25 protein-coding genes and 1 riboswitch are annotated in these 25,118 nt (G+C 39.2%); of the genes, 14 read left to right on the top strand and 11 right to left on the bottom strand.

Annotated elements, in window-relative coordinates; genetic code table 11:
* Positions 1 to 218: 218 nt before the first annotated feature.
* The 4 genes from I6J03_RS10855 (at position 219) to I6J03_RS10870 (ending at position 3,558) form a co-directional block, all read left to right on the top strand.
* Positions 219 to 758 carry a 30S ribosomal protein S16 gene (locus I6J03_RS10855; protein WP_003012047.1) on the top strand — a complete coding sequence of 180 codons (540 nt, stop codon included), beginning with the start codon at positions 219 to 221 and terminating at the stop codon, positions 756 to 758.
* 114 nt (positions 759 to 872) lie between these two features.
* On the top strand, positions 873 to 1,397 hold the full coding sequence (gene rimM, locus I6J03_RS10860; protein ID WP_002999806.1) for a ribosome maturation factor RimM: 525 nt from the start codon (positions 873 to 875) through the stop codon (positions 1,395 to 1,397).
* Between the two features lie 198 nt (positions 1,398 to 1,595).
* Positions 1,596 to 2,318 (top strand): hypothetical protein, encoded by a 723-nt coding sequence (locus I6J03_RS10865; RefSeq protein WP_232279854.1) that lies wholly within the window; start codon positions 1,596 to 1,598, stop codon positions 2,316 to 2,318.
* A 67-nt stretch (positions 2,319 to 2,385) separates the two neighbouring features.
* Positions 2,386 to 2,492: riboswitch (SAM riboswitch) on the top strand.
* A 109-nt stretch (positions 2,493 to 2,601) separates the two neighbouring features.
* The gene (locus I6J03_RS10870) at positions 2,602 to 3,558 is read left to right on the top strand and encodes a methylenetetrahydrofolate reductase (protein ID WP_003012051.1); all 957 of its coding nucleotides are present in this window, start codon (positions 2,602 to 2,604) and stop codon (positions 3,556 to 3,558) included.
* Between the two features lie 79 nt (positions 3,559 to 3,637).
* On the opposite strand, the gene I6J03_RS10875 is transcribed toward I6J03_RS10870, so the two are convergent.
* Positions 3,638 to 4,225, bottom strand: a complete 588-nt coding sequence (locus tag I6J03_RS10875) for a porin family protein (protein WP_232279855.1) — start codon at positions 4,223 to 4,225, stop codon at positions 3,638 to 3,640.
* Positions 4,226 to 4,426: 201 nt separating this feature from the next.
* Complete coding sequence (locus I6J03_RS10880) at positions 4,427 to 6,097, bottom strand: glutamine--tRNA ligase/YqeY domain fusion protein (protein ID WP_003012055.1); 1,671 nt, start codon at positions 6,095 to 6,097, stop codon at positions 4,427 to 4,429.
* Between the two features lie 111 nt (positions 6,098 to 6,208).
* On the opposite strand from I6J03_RS10880, the gene I6J03_RS10885 reads away from it, so the two are divergent.
* Positions 6,209 to 7,477 (top strand): hypothetical protein, encoded by a 1,269-nt coding sequence (locus tag I6J03_RS10885; protein ID WP_003012057.1) that lies wholly within the window; start codon positions 6,209 to 6,211, stop codon positions 7,475 to 7,477.
* 39 nt (positions 7,478 to 7,516) lie between these two features.
* On the opposite strand, the gene I6J03_RS10890 is transcribed toward I6J03_RS10885, so the two are convergent.
* The 3 genes from I6J03_RS10890 to I6J03_RS10900 all read right to left on the bottom strand — a co-directional run bounded on the left by I6J03_RS10890 (position 7,517) and on the right by I6J03_RS10900 (position 10,196).
* A complete protein-coding gene (locus tag I6J03_RS10890; protein WP_003012059.1) occupies positions 7,517 to 8,164 on the bottom strand; it encodes a carbonic anhydrase in 648 nt (215 codons plus the stop codon).
* Positions 8,165 to 8,234: 70 nt separating this feature from the next.
* Positions 8,235 to 9,770, bottom strand: a complete 1,536-nt coding sequence (locus I6J03_RS10895) for a SulP family inorganic anion transporter (protein WP_003012060.1) — start codon at positions 9,768 to 9,770, stop codon at positions 8,235 to 8,237.
* An 87-nt stretch (positions 9,771 to 9,857) separates the two neighbouring features.
* Positions 9,858 to 10,196, bottom strand: coding sequence for a hypothetical protein (locus I6J03_RS10900; RefSeq protein ID WP_232279856.1), 339 nt, complete (start codon positions 10,194 to 10,196; stop codon positions 9,858 to 9,860).
* A 219-nt stretch (positions 10,197 to 10,415) separates the two neighbouring features.
* On the opposite strand from I6J03_RS10900, the gene I6J03_RS10905 reads away from it, so the two are divergent.
* From I6J03_RS10905 to I6J03_RS10925, 5 genes are all read left to right on the top strand, one after another.
* On the top strand, positions 10,416 to 11,957 hold the full coding sequence (locus tag I6J03_RS10905) for a helicase HerA-like domain-containing protein (RefSeq protein ID WP_003012064.1): 1,542 nt from the start codon (positions 10,416 to 10,418) through the stop codon (positions 11,955 to 11,957).
* Between the two features lie 67 nt (positions 11,958 to 12,024).
* A complete protein-coding gene (locus I6J03_RS10910; RefSeq protein ID WP_003012066.1) occupies positions 12,025 to 12,936 on the top strand; it encodes a nucleotidyltransferase family protein in 912 nt (303 codons plus the stop codon).
* A 121-nt stretch (positions 12,937 to 13,057) separates the two neighbouring features.
* Positions 13,058 to 13,714 carry a TIGR02117 family protein gene (locus I6J03_RS10915; RefSeq protein ID WP_232279857.1) on the top strand — a complete coding sequence of 219 codons (657 nt, stop codon included), beginning with the start codon at positions 13,058 to 13,060 and terminating at the stop codon, positions 13,712 to 13,714.
* Positions 13,715 to 13,783: 69 nt separating this feature from the next.
* Positions 13,784 to 14,257 carry a hypothetical protein gene (locus I6J03_RS10920; RefSeq protein WP_003012070.1) on the top strand — a complete coding sequence of 158 codons (474 nt, stop codon included), beginning with the start codon at positions 13,784 to 13,786 and terminating at the stop codon, positions 14,255 to 14,257.
* The gene (locus tag I6J03_RS10925) at positions 14,247 to 14,447 is read left to right on the top strand and encodes a helix-turn-helix transcriptional regulator (protein ID WP_003012072.1); all 201 of its coding nucleotides are present in this window, start codon (positions 14,247 to 14,249) and stop codon (positions 14,445 to 14,447) included. Before I6J03_RS10920 ends, I6J03_RS10925 begins: the two co-directional genes overlap by 11 nt.
* 61 nt (positions 14,448 to 14,508) lie before the next feature.
* Here the strand turns inward: I6J03_RS10925 and dnaK are convergent, their stop codons facing one another.
* Positions 14,509 to 16,416: a molecular chaperone DnaK gene (dnaK, locus tag I6J03_RS10930; RefSeq protein ID WP_003012073.1), complete on the bottom strand. Its 1,908-nt coding sequence runs from the start codon at positions 16,414 to 16,416 to the stop codon at positions 14,509 to 14,511.
* Between the two features lie 212 nt (positions 16,417 to 16,628).
* Between dnaK and I6J03_RS10935 the strand changes: the two genes are divergently transcribed.
* A complete protein-coding gene (locus I6J03_RS10935) occupies positions 16,629 to 17,180 on the top strand; it encodes a thioredoxin family protein (protein WP_003012075.1) in 552 nt (183 codons plus the stop codon).
* Positions 17,181 to 17,272: 92 nt separating this feature from the next.
* On the opposite strand, the gene I6J03_RS10940 is transcribed toward I6J03_RS10935, so the two are convergent.
* The 4 genes from I6J03_RS10940 to I6J03_RS10955 all read right to left on the bottom strand — a co-directional run bounded on the left by I6J03_RS10940 (position 17,273) and on the right by I6J03_RS10955 (position 20,790).
* On the bottom strand, positions 17,273 to 17,890 hold the full coding sequence (locus I6J03_RS10940; RefSeq protein ID WP_232279858.1) for an ankyrin repeat domain-containing protein: 618 nt from the start codon (positions 17,888 to 17,890) through the stop codon (positions 17,273 to 17,275).
* A 64-nt stretch (positions 17,891 to 17,954) separates the two neighbouring features.
* Positions 17,955 to 19,286 (bottom strand): amidohydrolase, encoded by a 1,332-nt coding sequence (locus I6J03_RS10945; protein WP_003012079.1) that lies wholly within the window; start codon positions 19,284 to 19,286, stop codon positions 17,955 to 17,957.
* Between the two features lie 82 nt (positions 19,287 to 19,368).
* Positions 19,369 to 20,217, bottom strand: coding sequence for an AraC family transcriptional regulator (locus I6J03_RS10950; RefSeq protein WP_003012081.1), 849 nt, complete (start codon positions 20,215 to 20,217; stop codon positions 19,369 to 19,371).
* Between the two features lie 87 nt (positions 20,218 to 20,304).
* Positions 20,305 to 20,790, bottom strand: a complete 486-nt coding sequence (locus I6J03_RS10955; RefSeq protein WP_039990557.1) for a DUF4822 domain-containing protein — start codon at positions 20,788 to 20,790, stop codon at positions 20,305 to 20,307.
* Positions 20,791 to 20,998: 208 nt separating this feature from the next.
* Here I6J03_RS10955 and I6J03_RS10960 point away from each other — a divergent pair, with 208 nt between their 5' ends.
* From I6J03_RS10960 to I6J03_RS10970, 3 genes are all read left to right on the top strand, one after another.
* Positions 20,999 to 21,358 carry an MmcQ/YjbR family DNA-binding protein gene (locus tag I6J03_RS10960; protein WP_003012086.1) on the top strand — a complete coding sequence of 120 codons (360 nt, stop codon included), beginning with the start codon at positions 20,999 to 21,001 and terminating at the stop codon, positions 21,356 to 21,358.
* Between the two features lie 245 nt (positions 21,359 to 21,603).
* Positions 21,604 to 22,725, top strand: coding sequence for a PCMD domain-containing protein (locus tag I6J03_RS10965; protein WP_003012088.1), 1,122 nt, complete (start codon positions 21,604 to 21,606; stop codon positions 22,723 to 22,725).
* On the top strand, positions 22,725 to 23,489 hold the full coding sequence (locus tag I6J03_RS10970; RefSeq protein ID WP_003012090.1) for a porin family protein: 765 nt from the start codon (positions 22,725 to 22,727) through the stop codon (positions 23,487 to 23,489). The genes I6J03_RS10965 and I6J03_RS10970 overlap by 1 nt, the downstream gene beginning before the upstream one ends.
* Before the next feature lie 68 nt (positions 23,490 to 23,557).
* Here I6J03_RS10970 and I6J03_RS10975 read toward each other — a convergent pair whose 3' ends face one another.
* The gene (locus tag I6J03_RS10975; protein ID WP_003012091.1) at positions 23,558 to 24,961 is read right to left on the bottom strand and encodes a DUF3472 domain-containing protein; all 1,404 of its coding nucleotides are present in this window, start codon (positions 24,959 to 24,961) and stop codon (positions 23,558 to 23,560) included.
* Between the last annotated feature and the right edge of the window lie 157 nt (positions 24,962 to 25,118).

The raw sequence follows: 25,118 nt of genomic DNA on the forward strand, positions 1-25,118 counted from the left end.
TTACAAAGGATGAAGTTACATATTATTTGGCAAGAGCCCTTCTCCTAATCAAAAAGTAAGACCGCAATTCGTTTATGAAGATTCTATAGTCTGAAGACAGTTGAATTTAATCCCTTGATTAGATAAGAGTTGACAATCCGGAATAATCTTTTTATCTTTGCGTCCCCTCTTACATACAGTACGGGGGATATGTTGAATACATAAAACAAAATTAAAACATGGCAACTAAAATCAGATTGCAAAGACATGGTAAAAAAGGAAAACCTTTTTACCACGTAGTAGTAGCAGATTCACGTGCACCACGTGATGGTAAATTCATCGAACGTCTTGGTTCTTACAACCCTAACACAAATCCTGCAACAATCGTTTTGGATTTCGAAAAAGCGTTAGATTGGATGAACAAAGGTGCTCAACCTACTGATACTGCTCGCGCTATCCTTTCTTACAAAGGTGTATTGTACAAAAAACACTTAGAAGGTGGTGTGAAAAAAGGTGCTTTCGATGAAGCAAAAGCTGAAGAACTATTCGCAGAATGGTCTAAAGAAAAAACTGCTAAAATCGATGGTAAAAAAGATAGCCTGACTTCTTCTAAAGAAGAAGCTAAGAAAGCTGCATTAGCCGCTGAAGCTAAGAAAAAAGCTGACAAAGCAGCTGCTATCGCTGCAAAAAACACTCCTGCAGTAGAAGAATCTGCTGAAGAAGTGGAAGCACCAGAAGCTACTGAAGGCGCTGAAAACACTGAAGAAACTGAAGGATAATCACATATCACGAAGTAAAAAATTAAGCCGTCCCGGTTTTCGGGACGGCTTTTTTGTAAAAGATGGAATCGGATAGTCCGTCTGAATCTTTATTTTTATATTTTACCTTACATCATGACCATAGATCAGAGTTTTTATATTGGATACATCAGCAAGACAAGAGGACTGAAGGGAGAGCTGCAGCTGTTTTTTGAATTTGAAGATTATCAGGATCTGGATATTGATGTACTTTTTGTGGAGATCAATAAGAAGCTTGTACCCTACTTTGTAGAAAATATCAAGTTACAATCCAATAGTACAGCCTATCTCAATCTTGAAGATGTAGATCATATTGATAAAGCACAGCCTCTGGTACATAAAAAACTGTACCTTCCTAATGATAAGATGCCTGAGCGTGATCCTGATGATTTCAGGCTGACTGATCTCAAAGGCTTTCTGGTTATTGACGAAGTACATGGTGAACTGGGAGAGATCGTGGAAGTTCAGGAATTGCCTCAGCAATTTATCGCAAGGGTTGATTTTAACGGAAAAGAGCTGATGTTTCCGTTAAATGATGATCTGATACTGGGGATTGATCCTGAAGAAGAGATTATTGAAGTAGATCTGCCCGAAGGCTTGGTCGAACTATATAGCGAATAAGAAAAAGCTGCTCTTTTCAGAGTAGCTTTCTCTATTTATATTCGGGAGCCAAAACTGAATTTACTGCAATCCTGTATTATGAAGTATATCCTTTTATTGCTTTTACCTTTCTTTATCGGATCGTGTACCGAAACAATCCAGCTCCAGCCGGGGAATTATCAAATGACATGCGGATATAAAGAGTCTGTCTATAAGGCTATGAAAAAGACAGATAGGGGAAGTGTAGGTTGTAACGTTGCCTGTGATCATGAAATTTATCATCGTTCTTTTCTTGCGCTCAATAAGGATAAAACTTTCGTACTGGCCATCGAGGATGTACTTATGCACGGGAATTATGAATTGGTAAAGAATAAAGTTAAGCTGAAAGATAGAGATGGATCAGAATTAATTTTGGAGATCAAGGAGCAGCAACCGGATTGTATTCAGCTTTTGGGTGTTTTTGATGAGATTAGCAGCCGCGCAATATCAGCAAATGAACGTCTGTATTTTAATTTTACTTTAGATAGTACCCAATCCGTTGAGACGGATAGTAAATTTACATACGAAGTCAATACATGGAGAATAGCTCCGATGGACAGCGAATCTGATGCTGAAATCAAGAAAAGATTATTGAATAACCTGGATTACGTCTGTGCATATGTTCAGCATGTACTTAATTCAGGCGTTTATCACGGATACAAAATGGACGGAATCCCCACTCCGTTGCGTTATCTCGAAAATGGTATTGTACTCCGCGAATGGGATAATGTACCGCAGAGCTGGAAAGATATCTTTTATGATGAGTCTGATGCATACAGAGCTTATGAGATGATGTATGAAACATTTAAGAATACGGAGGCCAACCGATATAAAAGATCGGGTCTTCTGGTGGTTTTCTATTACCTGAAAGATCTCCGGAATGCCCTAAGTGACAAACAATAAATAGAGATAAGTGGCAGGTTTTACTTTTTTAATTTTGACTTTTCACTTTGAATATCGATATTAGCTACGCTTATAGAGAAAGGCAGAGGGACTAGACCCAATGAAGCCTTGGCAACCTGTCTTGGAGACAAGGTGCTACATTCTACCCCAACTAACAAAAGGGAAAGATAAGCGGAAACACTGAATACCTGGTGTCTTTCTCTACGAGCCTTCATACATTATTTTATTATTGAAATTAAAAAAGTGTCAACATGAATGAACATGTTGAAGTTTGGCTGGCTAAATGAAAATTATTGACCATATTCAAAACGCTAAAGGTAAAACCTTGTTTTCCTTTGAGTTACTGCCCCCTGCAAAAGGACAGAGCATACAGAGTATATATAAAACCATGGACGAGTTGATGGAATTCAAACCTCCGTTTATAGATGTCACCTACCATCGCGAAGATTACCTGTATAAAGAACATGCAAACGGACTGCTGGAAAGAGTATCTTACCGTAAGCGTCCGGGAACAGTAGCGATCTGTGCTGCTATTATGAATAAATATAAGGTAGATGCTGTTCCTCACCTTATTTGTGGCGGATTTACGAAAGAGGAAACTGAAAATGCATTGATTGATCTCAATTTTCTGGGCATTGATAATGTGCTGGTGCTCCGCGGAGATGCACGGCGGGGAGATGCAGATTTTATCCCGACAGAAGGAGGACACTCTTTTGCGACAGATTTGCTGGAGCAGGTGGCTAATATGAATCAGGGCAGATATCTGCATGAGGATATCGAAACTTCAGAGAAGACCAATTTCTGTATAGGTGTTGCCGGGTATCCGGAGAAACATTTTGAAAGCCCCAACTTTAATACGGATTTCAAATTTCTAAAGAAAAAGATAGAGATGGGTGCCGAGTTTATTGTAACCCAAATGTTTTTTAACGTTCAGAAATACAAAGATTTTGTTATCAAATGTCGGGAGCATGATATTAATGTCCCTATTATTCCGGGTTTGAAACCTATTACTTCCAAGAAACAGCTGGTGACGTTACCGCGTGTCTTTCATCTGGATATTCCTGAAGAACTTAGTGATGCCATAGCTGATTGTCATACTAATGCCGATGTAAGGCAGGTAGGACAGGAATGGCTGGTGCAACAATGTAAGGAACTGATCGAATTCGGAGCTCCGGTGCTTCACTTCTATACGATGAGTAATCCTGGGCCTACCAAAAAGATTGTAGAACAATTGTTTTAAATGCGTTTTAAATCAACAAATGAGAAGGCCTGCATAATATGAATATACAGGCCTTGCTCGTTAAATAGGGTGCTGGGGGTTAAAAGATATATTTGAGTCCGAATTTGACTCCGTTTTGAAATCCTGAATTCACACCGATGTTAAAGTCATTTGCTGTTTCTCCATCCTTAGGTTTCACCGCTGACCAGCCAACCAGTCCGAAGGATGCTTCTATTGAAAAGTGACTGCTCATAAAATAATCTATCCCGGGAGATAACTGTACACCGTATCCGGTGAATTTGATGTCTGTTTTGACTCCATTTGCGTCAATGCTATTTTTGCCGAAGGTCAGAGGAACTGCTGCCTGACCAAAAATTAAAAAGTTGTCCGTGATACCCCAATATTTCCGGGCCAATGGTTGTACAATGAATGCCTCTTCTTTGCCGACAACATCAGGGACAGTTTTATCTTTCTGCCCTAAATATCCTACCCCCAGACCAATTGCAGTCGTAGGTGCAACGAATGTACCCACAACCGGAAGTACACTATAATGCTGGATATTACCATCCGATTGAGTAGAATAACCTGCTTCACCCATGATAAACCATTTTCCTTTGAATCCCTGAGCCTGAACAGCTGTGTTACCGATTAGTAACATTGCAATAATTGAGAATAATAACTTTTTCATAGCATATAATATTTGTTTAACTACTTCAAATCTAAGTAGCACAGGAGCTTAAAAATATGATCGGAATCAGGAATTAAAATAAGTGCAGAGACAATTTTGTATTTTGGAAAAGGGAAGAGAATAATGCAGATAGGTAGCATGAAAAAGTCCTGTTCTTCTTTCGCAGAACAGGACTTTTTTTTAAAAAATGTGAAGATATGGTTATCCTTTTTTGACTTCTTTTGCCCAGGAGTCTTTGAGGGTAACGGTACGGTTAAATACCAGCTGATCCTTAGTGGAACGGGTATCTAATGTATAATATCCCAATCGGATAAACTGATAGCCTTTGCCTAATTCTGCATTTGCCATATCAGGCTCTAAGTAAGCTTTAGGAATAATTTTAAGGCTGTCTGTATTGATGGTAGATTTGAAGTCCTCTTCTGCAGCAGGATTTTCTACATTAAACAGACGGTCGTATAGTCTTACCTCAGCTTCTTTTGCATGTGGTACAGATACCCAATGAATCGTTCCTTTTACTTTAAGGCCACTTGTATCTTCTCCGGATTTTGAGTTTGGAATATAGTTACAGTGAATTTCTGTTATATGACCATTTTCATCCTTCACAAAATCATGGCATTCCACGATATAAGCATGTTTAAGGCGTACAGATAATCCCGGTCCTAAACGGAAGAATTTCTTTGGAGCATTTTCCATAAAATCCTCACGTTCTATCCACAGCTCTTTGCTGAACGGAATTTTACGTGAACCCTCCCCGCCTTCTGCTTCCGGATTATTTTCTCCTTCCAGTTCTTCTACCTGTCCATCAGGATAGTTGGTGATAATCATTTTGACAGGATCTAAAACTGCCATTCGGCGCCATGCTGTCTTATTCAGATCTTCACGGATACAGAATTCCAACAGACTTACATCGATAATATTCTCGCGTTTAGCAATACCGATTCGCTCACAGAAATCTACAATACTAGCAGGTGTATAGCCGCGACGACGCAGACCGCTGATCGTCGGCATACGCGGATCGTCCCATCCTTCAACATGCTTTTCATTTACCAGTTGAAGTAATTTACGCTTACTCATAACCGTGTAATTCAGGTTCAGTCGTGCAAATTCATACTGTTTTGAAGGATAAATCTCCAATTTGTCTATACACCAGTCATACAAAGGACGGTGAGGAATAAACTCCAGTGTACATAGTGAGTGTGTAATCTTTTCGATCGCATCACTTTGTCCGTGTGCAAAGTCATACATGGGATAGATCGGCCATGTATTGCCTGTACGGTGATGATCTGCAAATTTGATACGATACAGAAGCGGATCACGCATATGCATATTCGGGCTGGCAAGATCAATCTTCGCACGTAATACTTTTTCACCTTCTTTATATTTTCCGGCTCTCATCTCTTCAAAGAGTGTGATGTTTTCCTCTACCGTACGATCCCGATAAGGGGTAGGTACTCCGGGCTCGGTAGGTGTGCCTTTTGCTGCAGCTATTTCTTCAGCAGTGCTGTCATCTACATAAGCCAATCCTTTTCTGATCAGCTCGAGTGCAAAATCATAAAGTTGCTGGAAGTAATCGGAGGTATATAGTTCCTGGTTCCATTGAAAACCAAGCCATTGGATGTCTTTTTTAATACTTTCTACATACTCTGTGTCTTCAGTCACAGGGTTAGTGTCGTCAAAGCGAAGGTTTGTTTTTCCATTATACTTCTTTGCCAATCCGAAATTCAGACAGATGGATTTAGCATGTCCGATATGAAGGTAACCATTCGGCTCAGGAGGGAATCGGGTCAATACACGACCATCGTGCTTGCCTGTACGAAGATCCTCCTCAACGATCTCTTCAATAAAATTTAATGATTTTACTTCATTTTCCATGTTACAAAGTTAGCTATTAAGCATGATATTTTTATATGCTAATCACAGCACATAAGACGCGTATTTCAAAGGTTTTCCTATCTTTAATTCCTTAATTGACAAGTATTGATTATGATCAGATTTTCAGGCATTTTGCTCGCATTGCTTCTTCCCGTTTTATCTTTTGCTCAAAAAACCAAGAAACCGACATTGTTAGTTTATGGAAATGACATTGAAGCCTTTTCTTCGGCCCTGCAAAGTGCAAAGTCGGGAGTCGCTACTTTGTGGGTCGTTGATCAGCAGACATTAGTTCCTTCTCTTACCGAGAAAAGTATTACGTTGGCCAGTCAGCATAATCTGGATGCCGGATTATGGAGATCTCTGCTGTTTGCTACCAATCCCTCTCTTCCTAAAAATGATTCATCAGCCCTGTTATTACAGACCGATACTAATCCTCAGCTTTTTAAGAATGGTATTGAACGAATGATCAGCAGCGAACCTAATCTCCTGGTGACTAAAAATCAAAAGATTATATCCTTAAAACGAGCCGGTAAACGGTGGGATGTCATATTAGCTGATAAAGCTAAATATGAAGTGTTGTCTGTAGTGGATCTTTCTGCAGGAAATGAGCTGGCAGCATTAGCCGGACTCTCTTTCGCAAGTACTACAGAATGGTTGTCTCTGGATGCATATACTCTTCAGCATCAACGGACGATTCTGGCTAGCGGACGTCTGTCTGAAGAGACTGTGTCTGTTCCTATGAAAGTATTTTTGCAAAGCCAAAAGGATAATTACTTTCAAAATCCGTTAATCAACAAACTTAAGCCCGCATCTGCAGATGATATCCCGTTCAGAAGTGCTGTCGGGCAGACGCTAGGTGCTATGGCAGCATATTGTGCATTTTTCAAAACGGATGCAGGTCAAATAGATATCCGGAAGTTGCAGGATGAATTACTACAGTATGGAGCCAAGATCATTCCTTATGGGGATATTCCGGTGGACGATGTGCATGCTCTAGGTTTACAGAAATTTGGTCTTGCAGGGATCTTAAAAGGTGAATTCAAAGAAGGGCGATACCTGCTAAACCGGGAAGATAGTGTACGGTTTGAAGAAATCAAACCTGTATTTAATCAGTTATATTCCCGAAGTCAGATCTGGTTTTTGGATAATGGCGGAGATATTATAAAATGGAAAGACCTTCTAAGTCTGATTAAGTATGTCAGTCAGCGGGGGGATGAGTTGGATAAACAGATCATACAGGACTGGCATAAAAAATTAAAATTTGAAGGAGAGTATGACGGTAATAAAACCGTAAGCAAATATCAGTTTGCTGTTATTGTAGATAAATACTGTAAACCTTTTGTGGTACGAACAGACCAGTCCGGTAAAATAATCAGGTAGTAAAAAAGGAGATCCGATTCGGATCTCCTTTTGATTTAGTTAAGAGTAGGCAAACACTTTTCCTAAAGATTCATTATTTGTGAATGTGGTGTCAAGATCGATCAGCTCTCCGGAGCCAATATTGATTACCATACCGTGTACGGCTAAGTCATCACGCTCTTTCCAGGCATTCTGTACAATAGATGTCGTACAAAGATTGAATACCTGTTCTATAACATTGAGTTCAACCAGACGATTCGTTTTTTGTTCAGGATCCTGGATTGCATCAATTTCAGCGGCATGTAAACGATATACATCCTTGATATGGCATAACCAGTTATCTATGACACCAAATTGTTTGCGGCTCAGAGATGCTGCCACACCACCACATCCATAGTGACCTGCAACGATTACATGTTTTACTTTAAGAACATTGACTGCATAGTCTAATACACTCAGCATATTCATGTCAGAGTGTACACATACGTTGGCGATGTTACGGTGTACAAATACTTCTCCCGGTTTTGTGCCGGTAAGCTCATTTGCAGGAACACGGCTATCTGCACAGCCTATCCAGAGGATTTCCGGATTTTGTCCTTTTGCCAGTTGCTGAAATCGGCCGGAGGTGTCATTTTTAACAAAGTCCATCCATTCCTTGTTGCCATCTAAAATTTTGTCGAATCCTAACTTTAAATCTTTATTTTCCATTGTTAATATTTGAAATTACTTCGTGAAAATTTACCGCTTTGATATATACAAATCTCGGTAATTAAATGTTTTATTTTTTATAAACTATATCTGTTAATTGAATATCCCGCCCTTTACTTATCGCATTTTGCTGGAAGTCTTTAATGACCTCAATGACGTCTTTGTCAATGAATTTACTCTGTGACCCATTAATTTCGATTTTATCGATGTTCTTTGGCAGGCTGTACAATTTTTGCTGAATCGGCACTTTATTCAGAAACGTAACCTCTTCGGCAAGTGTAATTACAGCCTTCTCGTTGTCATCCTGTTTGATAATATCAAATTTGAATGCATTTTTCATATTTGCTTTCAGGATATAAAACGTTGCGACTACGATACCTACACCTACTCCTGTCAGCAAATCTGTAAATACCACTACAGCGATTGTCATGAAGAAAGGAATAAACTGATCCCAACCCTTAACATACATCTCTTTGAAGAGAGCAGGCTTTGCTAACTTATAACCGGTATGCAGCAGGATAGCGGCAAGACAGGATAGCGGAATCATGTTCAATACAGTAGGTATAGCTAATAAGGCTATAAATAACCATAAACCGTGTAACATCGCAGACTGACGTGTGCGTCCACCGGCATTTACATTGGCAGAAGAACGTACGATTACCGAAGTCATAGGAAGACCACCCAGCATACCGCTGGCCATATTACCTACACCTTGCGCAATCAACTCTCTGTTAGTCGGTGTATTGCGTTTGAACGGATCTATTTTATCTACAGCCTCTATGCTAAGAAGTGTCTCCAGACTGGCAATGATAGCAATTGTAAAAGCTACTATCCATACTTCTTTATTTAAGATCTGAGAGAAATCCGGCAGCGTAAATAGGCCAGTAAATTCTGAAAACGATCCTACCACAGGTACAGTCACAAGTTGTGCCTGACTCAACTGGAATGAAGTACCCTGAAATGCCATCGCTAAACCAAGCCCCACTGCTACAACTAACAGAGGTGCCGGAATTTTGCTTACCTTCGGAAGTTTAGGCCAGTAGATCAGAATCGCTAATGAAAGCAGACAGATGATCAATGCGCCATAACTAATTGAATCCAGTAATGTATCTGCAAAAGCAGCAACACCTCCGCCGTTATCCATTTCAAAAGCATGTTTTTCCGTTAGTCCCATCGCTAATGGAATTTGCTTGAGGATAATAGTGATACCAATTGCAGCAAGCATACCGATAATGACAGAGGAAGGAAAATAATTTCCGATCATACCTGCCTTCACGATACCCAGAATCAATTGTATAATTCCGGCGATTACTACGGCTAATAAGAATGTCTCATAAGCGCCCAGTTGCTGGATTGCACCAAGTACAATCACAGTCAGACCTGCGGCCGGACCACTGACACTAAGAGGTGATTTACTGATAGAGGCTACTACAATACCTCCGATTATTCCCGTCAAGATGCCTGCAAAAAGAGGTGCCCCCGATGCCATGGCGATACCAAGACATAATGGCAAAGCCACTAAAAATACGACAATACTTGAAGGGAAATCATATTTTAAGTCTCTTTTCGATAGTTTTAGAAAAGCAGACATACGTGTACCAAACATAAAAATGGTGTTTTACTGTTAAAAAATCTAATGATAATAGCCTAAGACCCGGATACAGGTACTCAGCTCAACTAATGCGATAGTTGATTAACAGTTAGGCGGAGGGGTGGGTACAGACGGGTGAAAGGCACAGATGTGTTTTTCATCCCACAAGTGGAATTCATTATTCTTGACGACTGTCTCCGGACAGGAGAATGTAGTAATGTCGGCAGTTCCACTGAAATACTTGGAACCACTATCCTGATGATCTTCTGCCTGAGAAGGCGCTTTTGCGTTATTCTCAATCTCAATCTGTAGTACAACTTGCAGGATGTGATCTTTGTCAACAGAAGAAGAAAAGATAGGTGTAGCAGAAATCACCATCTTCGTGAAGAAGATGAAAAAGCAAATTAATGCTGATACTTTTCTGTGCTTTCTGCTAAACATTCTGGTTCGTGTTACTTTATACTAACAACACAAAAATAGGCGAAAAAAATAAAAAACAAAATTAAAGACTAAATAAATCACTTTTTATAACATAAATTTTGCAAAAGATGACTTTTTAGATACAAAATTCTATTGGAAGCTTTTTGCACGATCTTTGATATAGTCCGTAAACTATCTTATCTTCACATAATAACCGGAGATAGAAGAATAGAATTTTTTATGGCAACAAAGGAACAATTTATTGAAAAGATTACAGCCTCTTATCAACCAAAGGGAGCTTTTATTTTCCTGGGGGCAGGAATTTTCAATGGGGAGATCGTCGCAGAAGCAAAAGTAAACCTTGCGCTGAAGATGATGAACAGACATGGTCTGATTGCAGGTGCTACAGGTACCGGTAAGACGAGGACCTTACAACTCATTGCCGAGCAACTTTCCAATGAACAGGTTCCGGTATTTATGCTGGATGTGAAAGGAGATTTATCAGGCTTTGCTCAGGAAGGAAAATCTAATCCTGCACTGGAGGAAAGAGGGCAGGCGATTGCCTATCCCTTTCAACCGCAAAATTTCCCCGTAGAGCTGTATTCGCTCAGTGGCAATAAAGGCATTCCGATGCGGATCACAATAGAAGACTTCGGACCGGTACTTTTATCCCGTATTCTGGATTTGAATGAAACACAATCGGGTGTATTAGCAGCCATATTCAAATATGCCGGCGATAAGCAGATGCCGTTAATAGATCTTGTTGATTTGAAGAAACTACTTTCCTATCTTTCTGATGGTCCCGGAGCGGAGGAGATCAGCAATGATTACGGACGTATCAGTTCTGCTACCTCAGGTACGATATTGAGAAAGATAGTTGCCATCGAGCAGCAAGGATTGGCACATATTTTCGGAGAGAAGGAATTTGAAATTCAGGATCTGTTTGAGAAAATAGACGGTAAGGGTGTTATCAGCCTTCTGAATATTTCTGATGTACAGGATCAGCCTTTGTTATTTTCCACATTTTTATTAAGTCTCCTTGCACAGCTTTTCAAAAATCTTCCGGAAGTAGGTGATCTGGACAGACCAAAACTTGTATTTTTCTTTGACGAAGCTCATTTGTTATTTAACGGTGCTTCTAAAGCGTTCTTGTCTCAGGTCGAGCAGATTATACGCCTGATCCGGTCAAAAGGAGTAGGCGTATTCTTCTGTACGCAGGCTGCTACGGATGTGCCGGAAACGGTTCTCGGACAATTGGGTAACCGTGTGCAGCATGCATTGCGGGCATTTACGCCTAATGATGCCGAAGCACTGCGGAAGACCGTGAAAACATATCCGCATTCTGAATTTTATGAGATAGATAAAATTCTTACTTCTCTGGGTACAGGACAAGCCATGATCACCGTGTTGAATGATAAAGGTATTCCTACGGAAGTAGTCGCTACACATATGATAGGTCCGCGTTCTGTAATGGGACCTGTGGATCCGCAAACGTACACGGATATTATCAATAATTCGCCTTTACTGCAGAAATATAAAGAGTCTGTCAATAACCGGAGTGCTGAAGAAATTATTGAAGAAAAAATGGAAGAAGCACAGCGTGCCAAGGTTCAGCAGGAGGCTGCCAAAGCGCAGTCAGCACCGGGGCGTCCCGCTTCCAGAAGACAGACACCACTGGAGGCAGCACAAAAAACAGCCACCACTACATTAGCCAGAGAAGGAGTAAAGTTACTAAGTAAACTGGCTAACGGACTTTTAACAGCTTTTCTAAAGAAAAAATAATAGAAATTGTATCTTTGCAACTTTCAGTAACACTGTTATTTTCAACTTGTAAACTATAATAAAAAATATGGGTAAACCAACTTTATTGATATTAGCTGCGGGAATGGCTAGTCGCTATGGTTCTTTAAAACAAATTGATAGTTTTGGGCCTCACGGCGAGACTATTATTGATTATTCTATATATGATGCTATCAATGCCGGATTCGGAAAAGTCGTATTTATAATCAGAGAAGAATTTGTCGATAAAATGAGAGAAGTCTTTGACGCTAAGTTGAGCGGTAAGATTGAAGTTGATTATGCCTTTCAGGATTTCGATTTAAAGAAATTTGGAATAGATAGAGAGATAGAGCGCTCTAAGCCATGGGGTACAGCGCATGCTGTATTAAGTGCAAAGAATCAGATCAATGAGCCTTTTTGTGTTATCAATGCGGATGATTTCTACGGAACAGATTCCTTTGTGAAGATGGCAGAATTTCTGACAACAGAAGTGACAGATAAGCAAATGGCTCTCATGGGGTTCCGTGTAGATAACACTTTGTCCGATCACGGATATGTATCCAGAGGTGTCTGCGAAGTCTCGGACTCTGGTCATATGAAGAGTGTGACAGAGCGTACAAAGATCTACTATAAAGAGATCGATGGAGAAAAGAAAATCGTTTTTGAAGAAAACGGAGTAGAGACAGAGCTGGATCCGAATAGCCGTGTTTCTATGAACTTCTGGGGTTTTACACCATTGGTATTTGAGCAGGCAGAAAAAATGTTCCACACATTTGTGGAAGAAAATGCTGATGATCCTAAATCAGAATTCTTTATCCCTTCTGTAGCAGATGCGCTGGTACAGACAGGACAGACAGACTTTAAAGTAATCCCGACTTCCTCCAAATGGTTTGGAGTAACTTATAAAGAAGATAAAGAGATCGTTCAGGAAAGCATCTCTAAGCTTGTAGCGGACGGAGCTTATCCGGAAAAACTGTTTTAAGCGATAGATACGATTAATAGAAATCCCGTGACAATATGTTACGGGATTTTTTTATGTTTGATAATAAGTTAACAATCTCTAACACGATAAGCCTGTGCTCAGAAAAATGTTTAAAATCCTGATGATAATTTTTGGTTCTATCATCGCCATTGTATTAGTTTACTGGTTGGCAGAACGTATTCTATCCCGGATACCCGCCCGTGCGACCACATCAGATGCACCAAAGCCCATCACGGTATACATTATGTCTAATGGCGTACATACAGATCTTGTACTTCCTGTAAAGCAGGATAACATGGACTGGGCAACTATCTTCCCTTACAGGAATAATATAAGTAAAGATACAGTCTATAGTTATGTGAGTATAGGCTGGGGAGATAAGGGATTTTATCTGAATACACCGGAATGGAAAGATCTTAAAGCTTCTACAGCTTTTGTGGCAGCAACAGGTCTGGGAGAAACGGCATTGCATGTAACCTACTACAAGCGGATAGTGGAAGATGAACTCTGTTATAAATGGATGATCGATACAGTACAATATCATGCGCTTATAGATCATGTTAAGGAAGCACTGGATTATGATAGTCAGGGAAATCCTATTGTGATACAGACAAAAGCCCAGTATACAAATTCAGACGCCTTCTATGAGGCTAAAGGAGCTTATAGTATGTTCTATTCCTGTAATACCTGGACCAATCAGGGATTAAAAAGAGCAAATATGCCCGCCGGTATATGGGCAACACTGGATAAAGGAATATTAAGCCATTATAAAAAGTAAAGTTTATTTGTCATAATGTAAAGTTTGTTTTACATTTGTTTATTAACAAATGTAAACCTTAAAATTATTATGAAAAAAATTCCTTTATTACCCCGGTATTTCCGTTGGATAGGCGTGGTTTTATTTACACTGACCCTTGTTCTTTATGTAATTGATTGCATAAAAAGAGGAGGAGAAGGTATTTATACTAAATCTTTTGTTCTTATCAATGATCCTTTTATGGGTGAAAAAGGATTTTTGAAGTTTATGGAAGTTGAAATTACATTGACTTTGTTTCTTAGTTTAACTCTTTTTGGTTTGGCTGCCATCGCTTTTTCAAGGAATAAAGTTGAGGATGAGATGATTAATTCTGTCCGGTTGTTTTCGTGGTCCTGGGCTATTATTTATGCCTTGATTTTTTGTTTTATAGCTACTGTTTTTGTTTATGGTACTACGTTTGTGAGGATCATATCTTTATTTCCTCAGGAACTGCTGTTATTTTATATTATCATTTTTCATATTAGTATTTTTAAATTAAACAGGAAAACTGCAGTTGAAGAATAATATTAAAATAAACAGGGTTATAAAGGGATATTCTCAGGAGCAATTAGCCATTTTGGTGAATGTAAGCAGACAAACCATTAATGCCTTAGAAGCAGGTAAGTATGTTCCTTCAACAATGCTTTCTCTAAAGATATCGCAGGCTTTGGATAAGTCTGTTGAAGAATTATTTGAACTGGAAGAGGGCGATTAGAACATAAAAACAAAAGCCCGAAGGTATTACCTTCGGGCTTTGTTATGTAAAATGGAGGGTGTTATTTTACCTCTTCGTAATCAACGTCAGTTACATCATCTGCACCGCCCTGATTTCCACCTGGCTGGCCTTGTCCGGCATCACCCTGAGGCTGTGCGCCATTGTTAGATGCTGCATACATTTCTTCAGAAGCAGCATTCCATGCAGCTTGTAATTCTGCTGAAGCAGTATCGATATCTGCAAAGTTTTTAGCAGCATACGCAGTTTTCAATTTCTCTAAACCAGCTTCGATAGTTGCTTTTTTGTCTGCAGAGATCTTATCTCCGTATTCTTTTAATTGTTTTTCAGTAGAAAATACTAAAGCATCTGCTGCATTGATTTTATCAGCTTCTTCTTTGATTTTCTTATCCGCATCCGCATTTGCTTCAGCTTCCTGTTTCATTTTTTGGATTTCTTCATCAGACAAACCTGAAGATGCTTCAATACGGATATTTTGCTCTTTTCCGGTTGCTTTATCTTTTGCCGAAACCTTGATGATACCGTTGGCATCAATATCAAATGTTACTTCGATCTGAGGCACTCCACGAGGAGCTGCAGGGATATCATTCAGGTGGAAACGACCGATTGTACGGTTTTGAGAAGCCATTGGGCGCTCTCCCTGAAGGATATGAATTTCTACAGAAGGCTGGTTGTCAGATGCTGTAGAGAATGTTTCAGATTTTTTCGTAGGAATAGTTGTATTCGCTTCGATCAATTTAGTCATTACACCACCCATTGTTTCAATACCCAATGAAAGAGGTGTAACATCTAATAACAATACATCTTTTACTTCACCTGTCAATACACCACCCTGAATTGCAGCACCTAATGCTACTACTTCATCCGGATTAACACCTTTTGAAGGTTCTTTTCCAAAGAAGTTTTTAACAGCATCCACGATTGCAGGGATACGAGTCGAACCACCTACAAGGATAATTTCATCGATGTCAGATTTGCTGTATCCAGCATTTTTCAATGCAGATTCACAAGGTTTGATAGTACGTTGGATCAGATCTGCAGCCAAAGATTCGAATTTAGCACGTGATAATGTACGCACCAGGTGTTTCGGACCTGTAGCATCAGCTGTAATATATGGCAGATTGATTTCTGTAGAAGTTGTGCTTGATAACTCAATTTTTGCTTTTTCAGCAGCTTCTTTAAGACGTTGCAATGCCATAGGATCTTTTTTCAGATCAAAGCCATTGTTTTCATTTTTGAATTCGTCGTTCAACCAGTTGATGATCACATTGTCAAAGTCGTCACCACCTAAGTGTGTATCACCGTCAGTAGATTTTACTTCAAATACACCATCACCTAATTCTAAGACTGAAACGTCATGTGTACCACCACCACAGTCAAAGACAACGATTTTCATGTCTTTATGCGCTTTATCCAGACCATATGCCAACGCAGCAGCAGTAGGTTCATTGATAATCCGTTTAACAGTCAGACCTGCGATCTCTCCTGCTTCTTTTGTCGCCTGACGCTGTGCGTCATTAAAGTATGCAGGTACAGTGATAACTGCTTCTGTAACTTCCTGACCCAAGAAATCTTCAGCAGTTTTCTTCATTTTCTGAAGAATCATAGCTGAAATCTCCTGAGGAGTATACTTGCGGTCGTCAATTTCTACACGAGGTGTATTATTGTCACCTTTTACGACATTATATGGTACATGTTCTGCTTCTTTAACAGATTCATCGTAAGATGTACCCATAAAACGTTTGATAGAATAAACCGTTTTGTGGGGATTTGTAATTGCTTGACGTTTTGCAGGATCACCTACCTTGCGCTCTCCTCCATCAACAAATGCAACGATAGAAGGTGTTGTACGTTTACCTTCGTTGTTGGCTATAACTACTGGCTCGTTACCTTCCATTACAGCAACGCATGAGTTCGTAGTACCTAAGTCAATTCCTATAATTTTAGACATATCTTGTATTTTATTTATTTTTAATGTTTCGCAATACTATTATCAACCCTTATGCCAATTGGCAACTTTAGTTCAAAATCGTATAAATATGGCCTTATACCATATTTTGAGTGACAAACTGTCATATCATTGTTTTAATGCACTGTCTTTATTGCTTTGGTTTATTTATTTTGTCACATTTGCACTCTCAAAAACATTATAGAAGGCAGATCATGAAATTTGAAGCATACTTAGCGTATTTCGAAGACATTCTCCATAATCCTGCAGCGCATGCAGCATATCAGGATGAAGAATATTTTCACTATACCAAAATGAACTGGAGCAGAATGAGCCGTTGGTTGAAAAAGTTTGAACCTTCAGCAGAAGCAAAGGCTTTTTTCGGAACCATTACGACAAAGCAACATTGGATTCTGATTACTGAACCCTGGTGTGGAGATGCAGCACACTCTGTTCCGATGATCTATAAGATGGTCAAAGATAATCCTAATATTGAATTAGATATACAGTTGAGAGATACAGCTCCTTTTTTAATTGAACAGTATCTGACCAACGGAGGAAAATCTGTTCCTAAGCTGGTTATTCGTAATGAAGCCGGTGAAGATCTGGCAGTATGGGGTCCGAGACCTGATGGATGTACAGCTGTATTTATGCAAATGAAAGCAAAAGGAGCTGAGTTTGAAGAAATCAAAGAGGAAATCCAAAAATGGTACAATCAGGATAAGGGGGAAGAGATTCAAGGTGAACTGATCAAACTGTTAAGTTGATTTGTTTAACGGTACATTATATAAAACAAAAACGTCCGGCAATTTTGCCTGACGTTTTTGTTTTTCAACAGGTAGGTTGAATATTTTGAAGTCTATCTTTTACCAGCATTCTCCAGAACCTGCGCAATAGCGGTATATCCTCTTGCTTTGGCATGTTCCAGAGCCGTTACATTATCTTTGTCCGGAATATTGATATCGCAACCTGCTTTTACCAATGTATTCACGATTTCGACATAAACTTCACTGCCATTTCCGAGGACTACGGCTTCCATTAAAGCTGTCCATCCAAGTCTGTTAATATGATTAATGGGAAATTTCGGAGTTCCGGACAGTAATTTTACAACATCCAGATGTCCTCTTTCGCATGCAGGAATCAAAGCAGTGCCATGGTAGCGGTTGTATACATCGAAACGCGCTCCGTGTTCAAGAAAAAGCTGTACTAATTCCGTATATCCTGCAGCTCCGGCATAAAGAAACGGGCTGTCAAAAATATCATCCTGCATATTGACATCAGCGTCGTTGTTAACCAGTAATCTCGCCATCTCTATGTATCGGGATTGGGTGGCAATTAATAACAAAGATTTAGCATTTTTATCTTTTGAATTTACATTTGCTCCGTTTTTAAGAAGGGATTCTACTTCTGCCAGTTGATTTGCTTTAACAGCTTCTACAATAGAAGTCTGAAGTTTTGATGACGTTTCGGTTTTCATATCTGCCTCGCAAGCGTTTAGAAAAATGATGGAAAAAATCAATAAAAAATGATTCATAATGAGATTAATAAATAATATTACCCTGATGAATTAATGATTTGACAGGCGATATCCGCGCTACAGCTTCTGCGGAGCAACTTGCGTCTACCAGAATAACATCTGCCTGATCGTTGACCTGAGGCCATTGTCTGTTGCCCTGATCATCAAGTGGAAGAATATTATGAGTTGCAATCTTTAAGCATCTTGACAACTCAAATTCTGTTGAGTATCCATATAACTGAGCCATCAGATTGGACTTCTGAAGGATGCTGCCCGATCCGAATGTATTCCAATGATCGATGATACTGTCATTACCTGTACGTACATCTACTCCATATTTGTAAAGTGTAGGGATAGGCATAATAATACCTCCAAACGGAACAGTAGATATAATGCCGACATGAGCATTTGCTAATTTTTCGGCAGTCTCCTGTAGTTTCTGATTCTCTAATTTAGCCAGCACAAAACAATGACTTAAGAATGTTTTATGCTGTAGGACCGGATTTTCCATAACCTTTTGAATAAGATATTCTACCGTTTTGAGACCTGACTCTCCTCCTTCGTGAAGATGTATATCTATACCTTTATTATTGTCCAAAGCCAGTTGTACAATAAAATCAATACTTTTCTCGATGCTTCCGTCAATAGAGAACGGGTCTAATCCACCGATAAAATCTATATCCATAGCAGCGACATCTTTCATTAATTGTTCCGAGTGCGAATAGAATATCCCATGTTGCGGAAAGGCGACCAATTCTGTACCAAAAGAATCTTTTTTGTTCTCAATAGCAACCTGCAGATTTTTTAAGGAATTAAGTTTGGACGCAGGCTCTATATTAACATGACTTCTGGCAAAATTCACACCATGAGACTGTAAGAGTTCGATCAGCTTTTCTGCGCGGTAGGTCGATGATGGCAAGAGTTGAGGCATCAGCTTCTGTTCAAAGACTATCATATCTTTGACTGATCTGTTTTTCTTAGATCTGGCTTTCCAATGTCCTCCGTAATAAGTTTTGTCCAGGTGAATATGCATATCCTTCATTGCAGGCAGCATTAATAATCCCTTTGCATCTACAGTTTCAGTATCAGGCTTGTTAGGAAGTATAGCTTTTATTTTTCCATTTTCGAATTCCAAAGTAAACAAGTCTGTTTTGGTTCCAACTATTTCCTCATTTTCGTGTTCAAAACCTGTTTCCAGTCGGACGTTTTTGAGAACTAATGCTGAATTTTTGTGTTTGCTGGTAGTTTCCATCTGAATAACTTGGTTTGCAGGAGAAGCTTCTCCCATTAAGACGCTTCCTCCTGCCAGAAGCAGAGACGAACTCTTTATAAAATCTTTTCTTGATATTGAATGCATAGGACGACTTGAGATGTGTTTAACAAAGTTAAGAACCTTCGAAGCCGAATTAATGAGAGATTTATTCCAGAACTTGTGAAAATTATAACTGCTCCCGAAATTGACGTGGAGAAACCCCGGTCTGCCCTTTAAAAAAATTGGAAAAGTAGGGAATATCATTAAATCCCAGCTCAAATGTAATCTCCTTAATAGTTTTCTGAGAACTTTGAAGTAGTCTTTTAGCTTCAAGTGTTGTACGTGTCTGTATCAGATACAAGGCTGTTACCTGAAGATTGTTTTTGCACAGGATATTGAGGTAATTGGCCGAAATGTTTAGTTTATCGGCATAGAAGGTGACTGTTTTCTCTTCTTTGAAATAATAATCTATTAAAGAGTGGTATCGAAGCAGAATGGGGTTTGTCCGGTATAAGGAGATGTCATCAAATTTGCGTTCAACCTCCCGGTTTACCAGCTGGGTTATGAGTTTACTTCTGGAATACACGATATCCCAGTAAACAGGATGTAGCGCAAGCTCTCTTTTCAGATTTTCAAATTCAAATAAAAGATCGTGAAAAAGAGGCTGTGAAAGGTTAATGGTGGGGTGTCTCTGATATAGCAGAAAAGAAAACTGCATGGATGTGGAGAACGTTTCAAACACACGCTTGCTGATCATCAATTGATACCCTGAAGTTTCTTCTCCGAGATCCCACTTGTGAATCTGATCCGGAAATAGGATATGGATCTGAAAATCCGATACAGGATAATCTACAAAATCTATGCTATGTATACCGCTGCCTTTCTCAATCAGAAACAAAAGAAAAAAGTCATGTTTATGTGCTTTCTCAATTTTATTTTTTCCGTGAGAACCATGATAAAGCAAACTGTAATCTGATCTTGAATCAAATTGAAACTCTTTCAGTTCCAGCGTTGCAAAGATCTCCTTTGTTACCATCCGTGGAAATTACAAAATATTCTGCTTAATCGGGTAAAAAAAATGGCCGGTGGAAAATAAGGAGACCGGCCGTTTTAATACCGGCTGTTATTTGCCTGGTTTAGCATGAGTCGTAGGCTTGTGTATGATATCGTAATACACAGTACGATCAGTGCTGTTTGGATATAAGCGGTAGGTGAATTCCTTTGTTGTCAATACTAAAATATCAACAACTCTTGTAAACAGTACGGCTTGTGTTTCGGGGTTTTTGGCCACCAGTGTTCTGGTTTTACCGTCTGCTGAAACAGACCAGTCTCCCTGAATCCGGAATACATCTTTCAGATCATAGATAACAAAAGTACCCTTAATGTCATAATAAGCATAACCAACAGCTCCTGCAACATTAGCATCTGTCAGAACTACATTCTCTCCTTTGTTGTTTTTTGCTCCTGTCGTTTCCCAGGCTGTACTTGCTAATATTTCGCTTGGTGTGAGTACTGGAGTGACTTCTTTGTCGTCATCACTGCAGCTGAATAATAAAGTTGTACTTACAAGAGTCAGCACAATTAGTCCTAAGTTTTTTAAAGATCTCATAATCATTTGTATTAGTGTTCTGCAAAATTATCTTTCTCTCAGCTCCCGTTATTGTGAAAAGCGAAGATAAACTTGTGAATTTTATTAGTAACAGTAGCAGACGGTTAGAAGAGATTCTTCCATAATGAGTTACAAAACCATTATAATCATATTCTGGCTATAAGTTTCAGATTTAATAGTTAATTTTAGCATTCAATTTATACAGGTAATGAACATCGAACAACTACGGGAATATTGTATTTGTAAAAAGGGAGCCACTGAAGAGCTGCCTTTTGGCCCGGATACCTTGGTTTTCAAAGTCGCAGGTAAAGTTTTTCTGCTGGTCGGACTGGATCAGATTGGTAAGTTGTCATTCAATGTCAAATGTGATCCCGAATACGCTGTAGAACTGCGTGAAAAATACGAATCTACAGTCTTGCCTGGTTACCATATGAACAAAAAACATTGGAATACGGTCTATGCCAATCAAGCTCTTTCGGACAAAGAATTATTTGCACTGATAGATCATAGCTACGACCTCATTGTAAAAGCCCTTCCTCTGAAGATCAGAGAGACGCTCTCTTTGTAAAAACAGAAGTCTGTTTAATTAAGGTAAGCGGTTTGGTTCTACAAAAAAAAGGTGACTGCTTATCAACATCAGCAATTATTTGGTTTTAAAAGCTTGAAATTTCTTTAGTGTTAATGTTTTGGTTTTTTGGTGAAGTTGCGACTGTTCCATTGGTAATTTTTGTATAAATATAATTATTTGTTATATAATTATATTGAAAATTGTTGTTATTGTGTATTTTGTGATATGTTTGATGAAAAATAAAAATGATGCATAGAAAAATTTTAATTGTAAGTGTAGCTTTTGTCATGTTTCTGCTAAGTAGCTGTATAAAAGATGAGCCATTAAATATGGAAGCGGATATAACCGCCGTCTATTTGGAGAATGGGAATCTGATTACTGAGCCGCTTGTTACAAACAATACGATAACTATTTATGTCAAACCGAAAGGGGTAAGCGATCCCGATTATAAGTTAAAGTTTGATCTTACGTCAGGAGCAACAATAGCAGCAAATGTTGATCCCTCTCAAAATTCTGCTAATTCGCTGTCCTATACAGTAACTTCGCAGAATAAACAGTTTCAGAAAAAATATATGGTTAGTATTATTGAGGTAACGGATGGCTTTGTTCCTTCTAAATTTGATTTTGAAAACTTCAGAACAGATGAAACCAATAAGTACCATAAATTCTTTGATATCGTAAATAACAATTCGTTTGATAACTGGTCATCCGGGAATCCAGGTTTTGCAATTTCTCTGTTCGGAGATAAAAATCCGGAAATGTATCCCACAAGAGCCACAGACAAGAGCAGAAGCGGAAAGTCTGCAGCTCTTTTGGAAACTAAATCTACAGGACCTTTTGGAGCAATGTTTGGAAAGCCAATTGCTGCAGGAAATCTATTTATAGGAGCCTTTGATGTGACAATGGCGTTGGCTTCTCCACTAAAAGCTACTCGTTTCGGGTTGCCGTATAATGAGGTGCCAAAGACGTTCGAAGGTTATTACAGATATATCCCTGGCAAACAGCTGATCAACAGTGCGTCCAAACCCGTGGAAGGTGAAGATGAGTGTACCATCTATGCAGTCTTTTACAATATAGATGATTTGATGAAGGAAACTCAAAAAAGCTATCTCAGTGGAGAGAATATCTGGACAAGTAAAAGTGTAGTGGCAACAGCGAAATTAGAAAATGGTAAAGCTACTACAGGTGAGGGATTTGCTAAGTTCAGTATCCCGTTTAAATATACAAAGGATGTTAATATAGCTGATGTAAAGAAACTGAAATACGGTATTGCAATAGTGATGTCTGCGAGTAAGGGTGGAGATATCTTTCAAGGAGCAATAGGAAGCACTTTAATTGTTGATGATGTACAAATAATTACAAAATAATGAAACCGATATACTATATATTAACAATCTTGTTTGTTATTCTTTCAATAACAGCAAAGGCAGAAAATCATCTTCCTGCGGATAGCGTATCCGGCAAATTTAGATTTTCTGTGGATCTCGGAACGAAGATAGGCGGTTCTGCGCCCCTATCCTTGCCGGCAGAAATCCGCAAGATCAGAAGCTATGCTCCTGCATTACCGTTTTTTGTAGGAGTAAAAGCGTTGTATAACATAGATAATAAATGGGGTGTAAGTCTTGGGGTAACATTTGAAGGAAAGGGCATGAATACGGAATCGACAGTAAAGGGATATAAAACCTCATTCAATGCCAATGAAGATCCGGAAGAGAATATCAAAGGATATTTTACAGGTGATATTGCCACGGATGTACAAAATCTTTATCTCTCCGTACCTGTACAGGCAACTTTCAGGCTATCTCGTAAATGGGATTTTCAGGCAGGACCTTATTTCGCATTTGCAGTAAAAAAGAAATTCATCGGTACAGCGACTAATGGGTATATGCGTAAGGATGATCCTACAGGGGATAAAATTAATGTGGACAAGGCAGATTATGACTTTAATAAAAGTGTTCGTACACTGGATGTAGGAATGAGTCTGGGTTCACACTATAATTTTTCCAGACGCTATTTTGCACTGGCACAATTTGACTATGGATTTAATAATATTATGAAGACAGGATTCGAAAGTATAAGTTTCGGTCTGCATAATATTTTCCTGAATGCTGGTGTAGGAATTAAACTATAGATCGGGTACGGTATTAAGTATTCCCCATGCGCCTGCAAATTTTATGAAGTGGCGCATGGGGATTTTTATTATTTCTTTTTCAAAGTTTTACCCTTCACGCTGTTTTTATGCAGAGCTTCATTATTCAGGGCTTCTTTTACGCGATTCTCAAAAGCGGAAAAATCCGTAAGCGGAGGTTGGGTAGCTAAAGGAATTTCATTTGCAGTCTTGACTGTCGGGGTATATCCTCCGCTCGACATATAGAAATAATTGGGATTACGCGGAGATACTCCCTGTTCGTAATCGACCCTTTGACCTTCCTTACCATCCGTATTACTGAAACGGACTTTATTAAAATTGATCCACTTACCTGATTCATTCTCCTTGCCCCAGGCATTGAAGTAATCTGCTTCACGGCGAAACTGACCATTCGGATATCCATAATTTTCTAAAAAGGAATGAAAGCCGTTAAAATATCTGTTTTCTTTTGGAGCACGCCAGGAGGCGATATAATTCCATTTCTGCTGAGAAGCAAGTTTATACCATGCGGATAAGATCACAGAGTTGTTTTCCTGAGGCAGTACATTCATTAGAAAGGCTACAGTTTCCCCGGTTTTCCAGTTTGCAGATTTGACGTAAGATTGTCCTCCTGTCCCTTCGCCACCGAATGAATTGACTGTAGTAGCTTCTGACCGGTCCACCAGAGATACATAATCCTGTTGGGTAGTTGTCGCATCGTGTTCCGCATCTTTGCTGTCCCATACTGAAAACAACACTCTTCTTTCTGTTTTGCTATTGGTCTGCATGCCGAGATAACCTCTGTAGAAACCAATAGCCATATAGAAGGTATGCAGCGGATCTGCGCCTTGTGGTACATTTACTTCTTCATAAAGCCAGTTGTATGACTTCGTTGTGGCCGCTGTTGAGCTAAAGTTGATATGGACGGAAGGTGTGGATTGATAGTCGGTCTGATTGACATGTGCATTGTCGGTTGTACTTTTGAAGATCAGGTTATGAATGACTATAGCATTTGAGGGCTCGGATTGAGGAGAAAGCTCATATTTATAATAGCCGGTTTGATTTATCAGGATACTTCCTGCTGATGTACGGGTTTGTTTTCCTCCCCCTTTAAAGACAATTTGTGTTTGAGACGGTGAGATTTGCAAAGGAGCATAGCAAGGGCTCATTTTTAAATTAAACTTCAGATTTTTACCTTTTGCAGTGGTATTGTCGAAGTCCAGATGATAAGCCCCTGCAGTCTGATAAAGATACCAGACAATACTGCGGTTTTTGTTTGTCCAGTTCGAAATACTGCCTTTGTCTTCCGGGTAACCTACCGGTACTGATACCCCTGTTTCCTTTTCATCAGGAGTGTAAGGAACCGCATAGGCTTTGTTTGCGGGAATGATAAATGTTTTTTCCTGTGCATTTAATGTCTCACAAAGGAATATGAACAGCAACAGCGGGCTGATCCGAAAAAATTTTAATATCATGTTTAGTGATTGGTTATGATGTCAGCATCAAAGTTATTTCTTTTGCTGTATAATAATAAGATTGTGAGTAGGTTGTGCAATCGATTGATTGCTTTAAAACAAAATAAAAAAGGAGGAAATTCTACATTTCCTCCTTCAAAAGTTACTTTTATCGGGC

It is taken from the genome of Sphingobacterium spiritivorum, from assembly GCF_016724845.1.
Classification (GTDB): Bacteria; Bacteroidota; Bacteroidia; order Sphingobacteriales; family Sphingobacteriaceae; genus Sphingobacterium; species Sphingobacterium spiritivorum_A.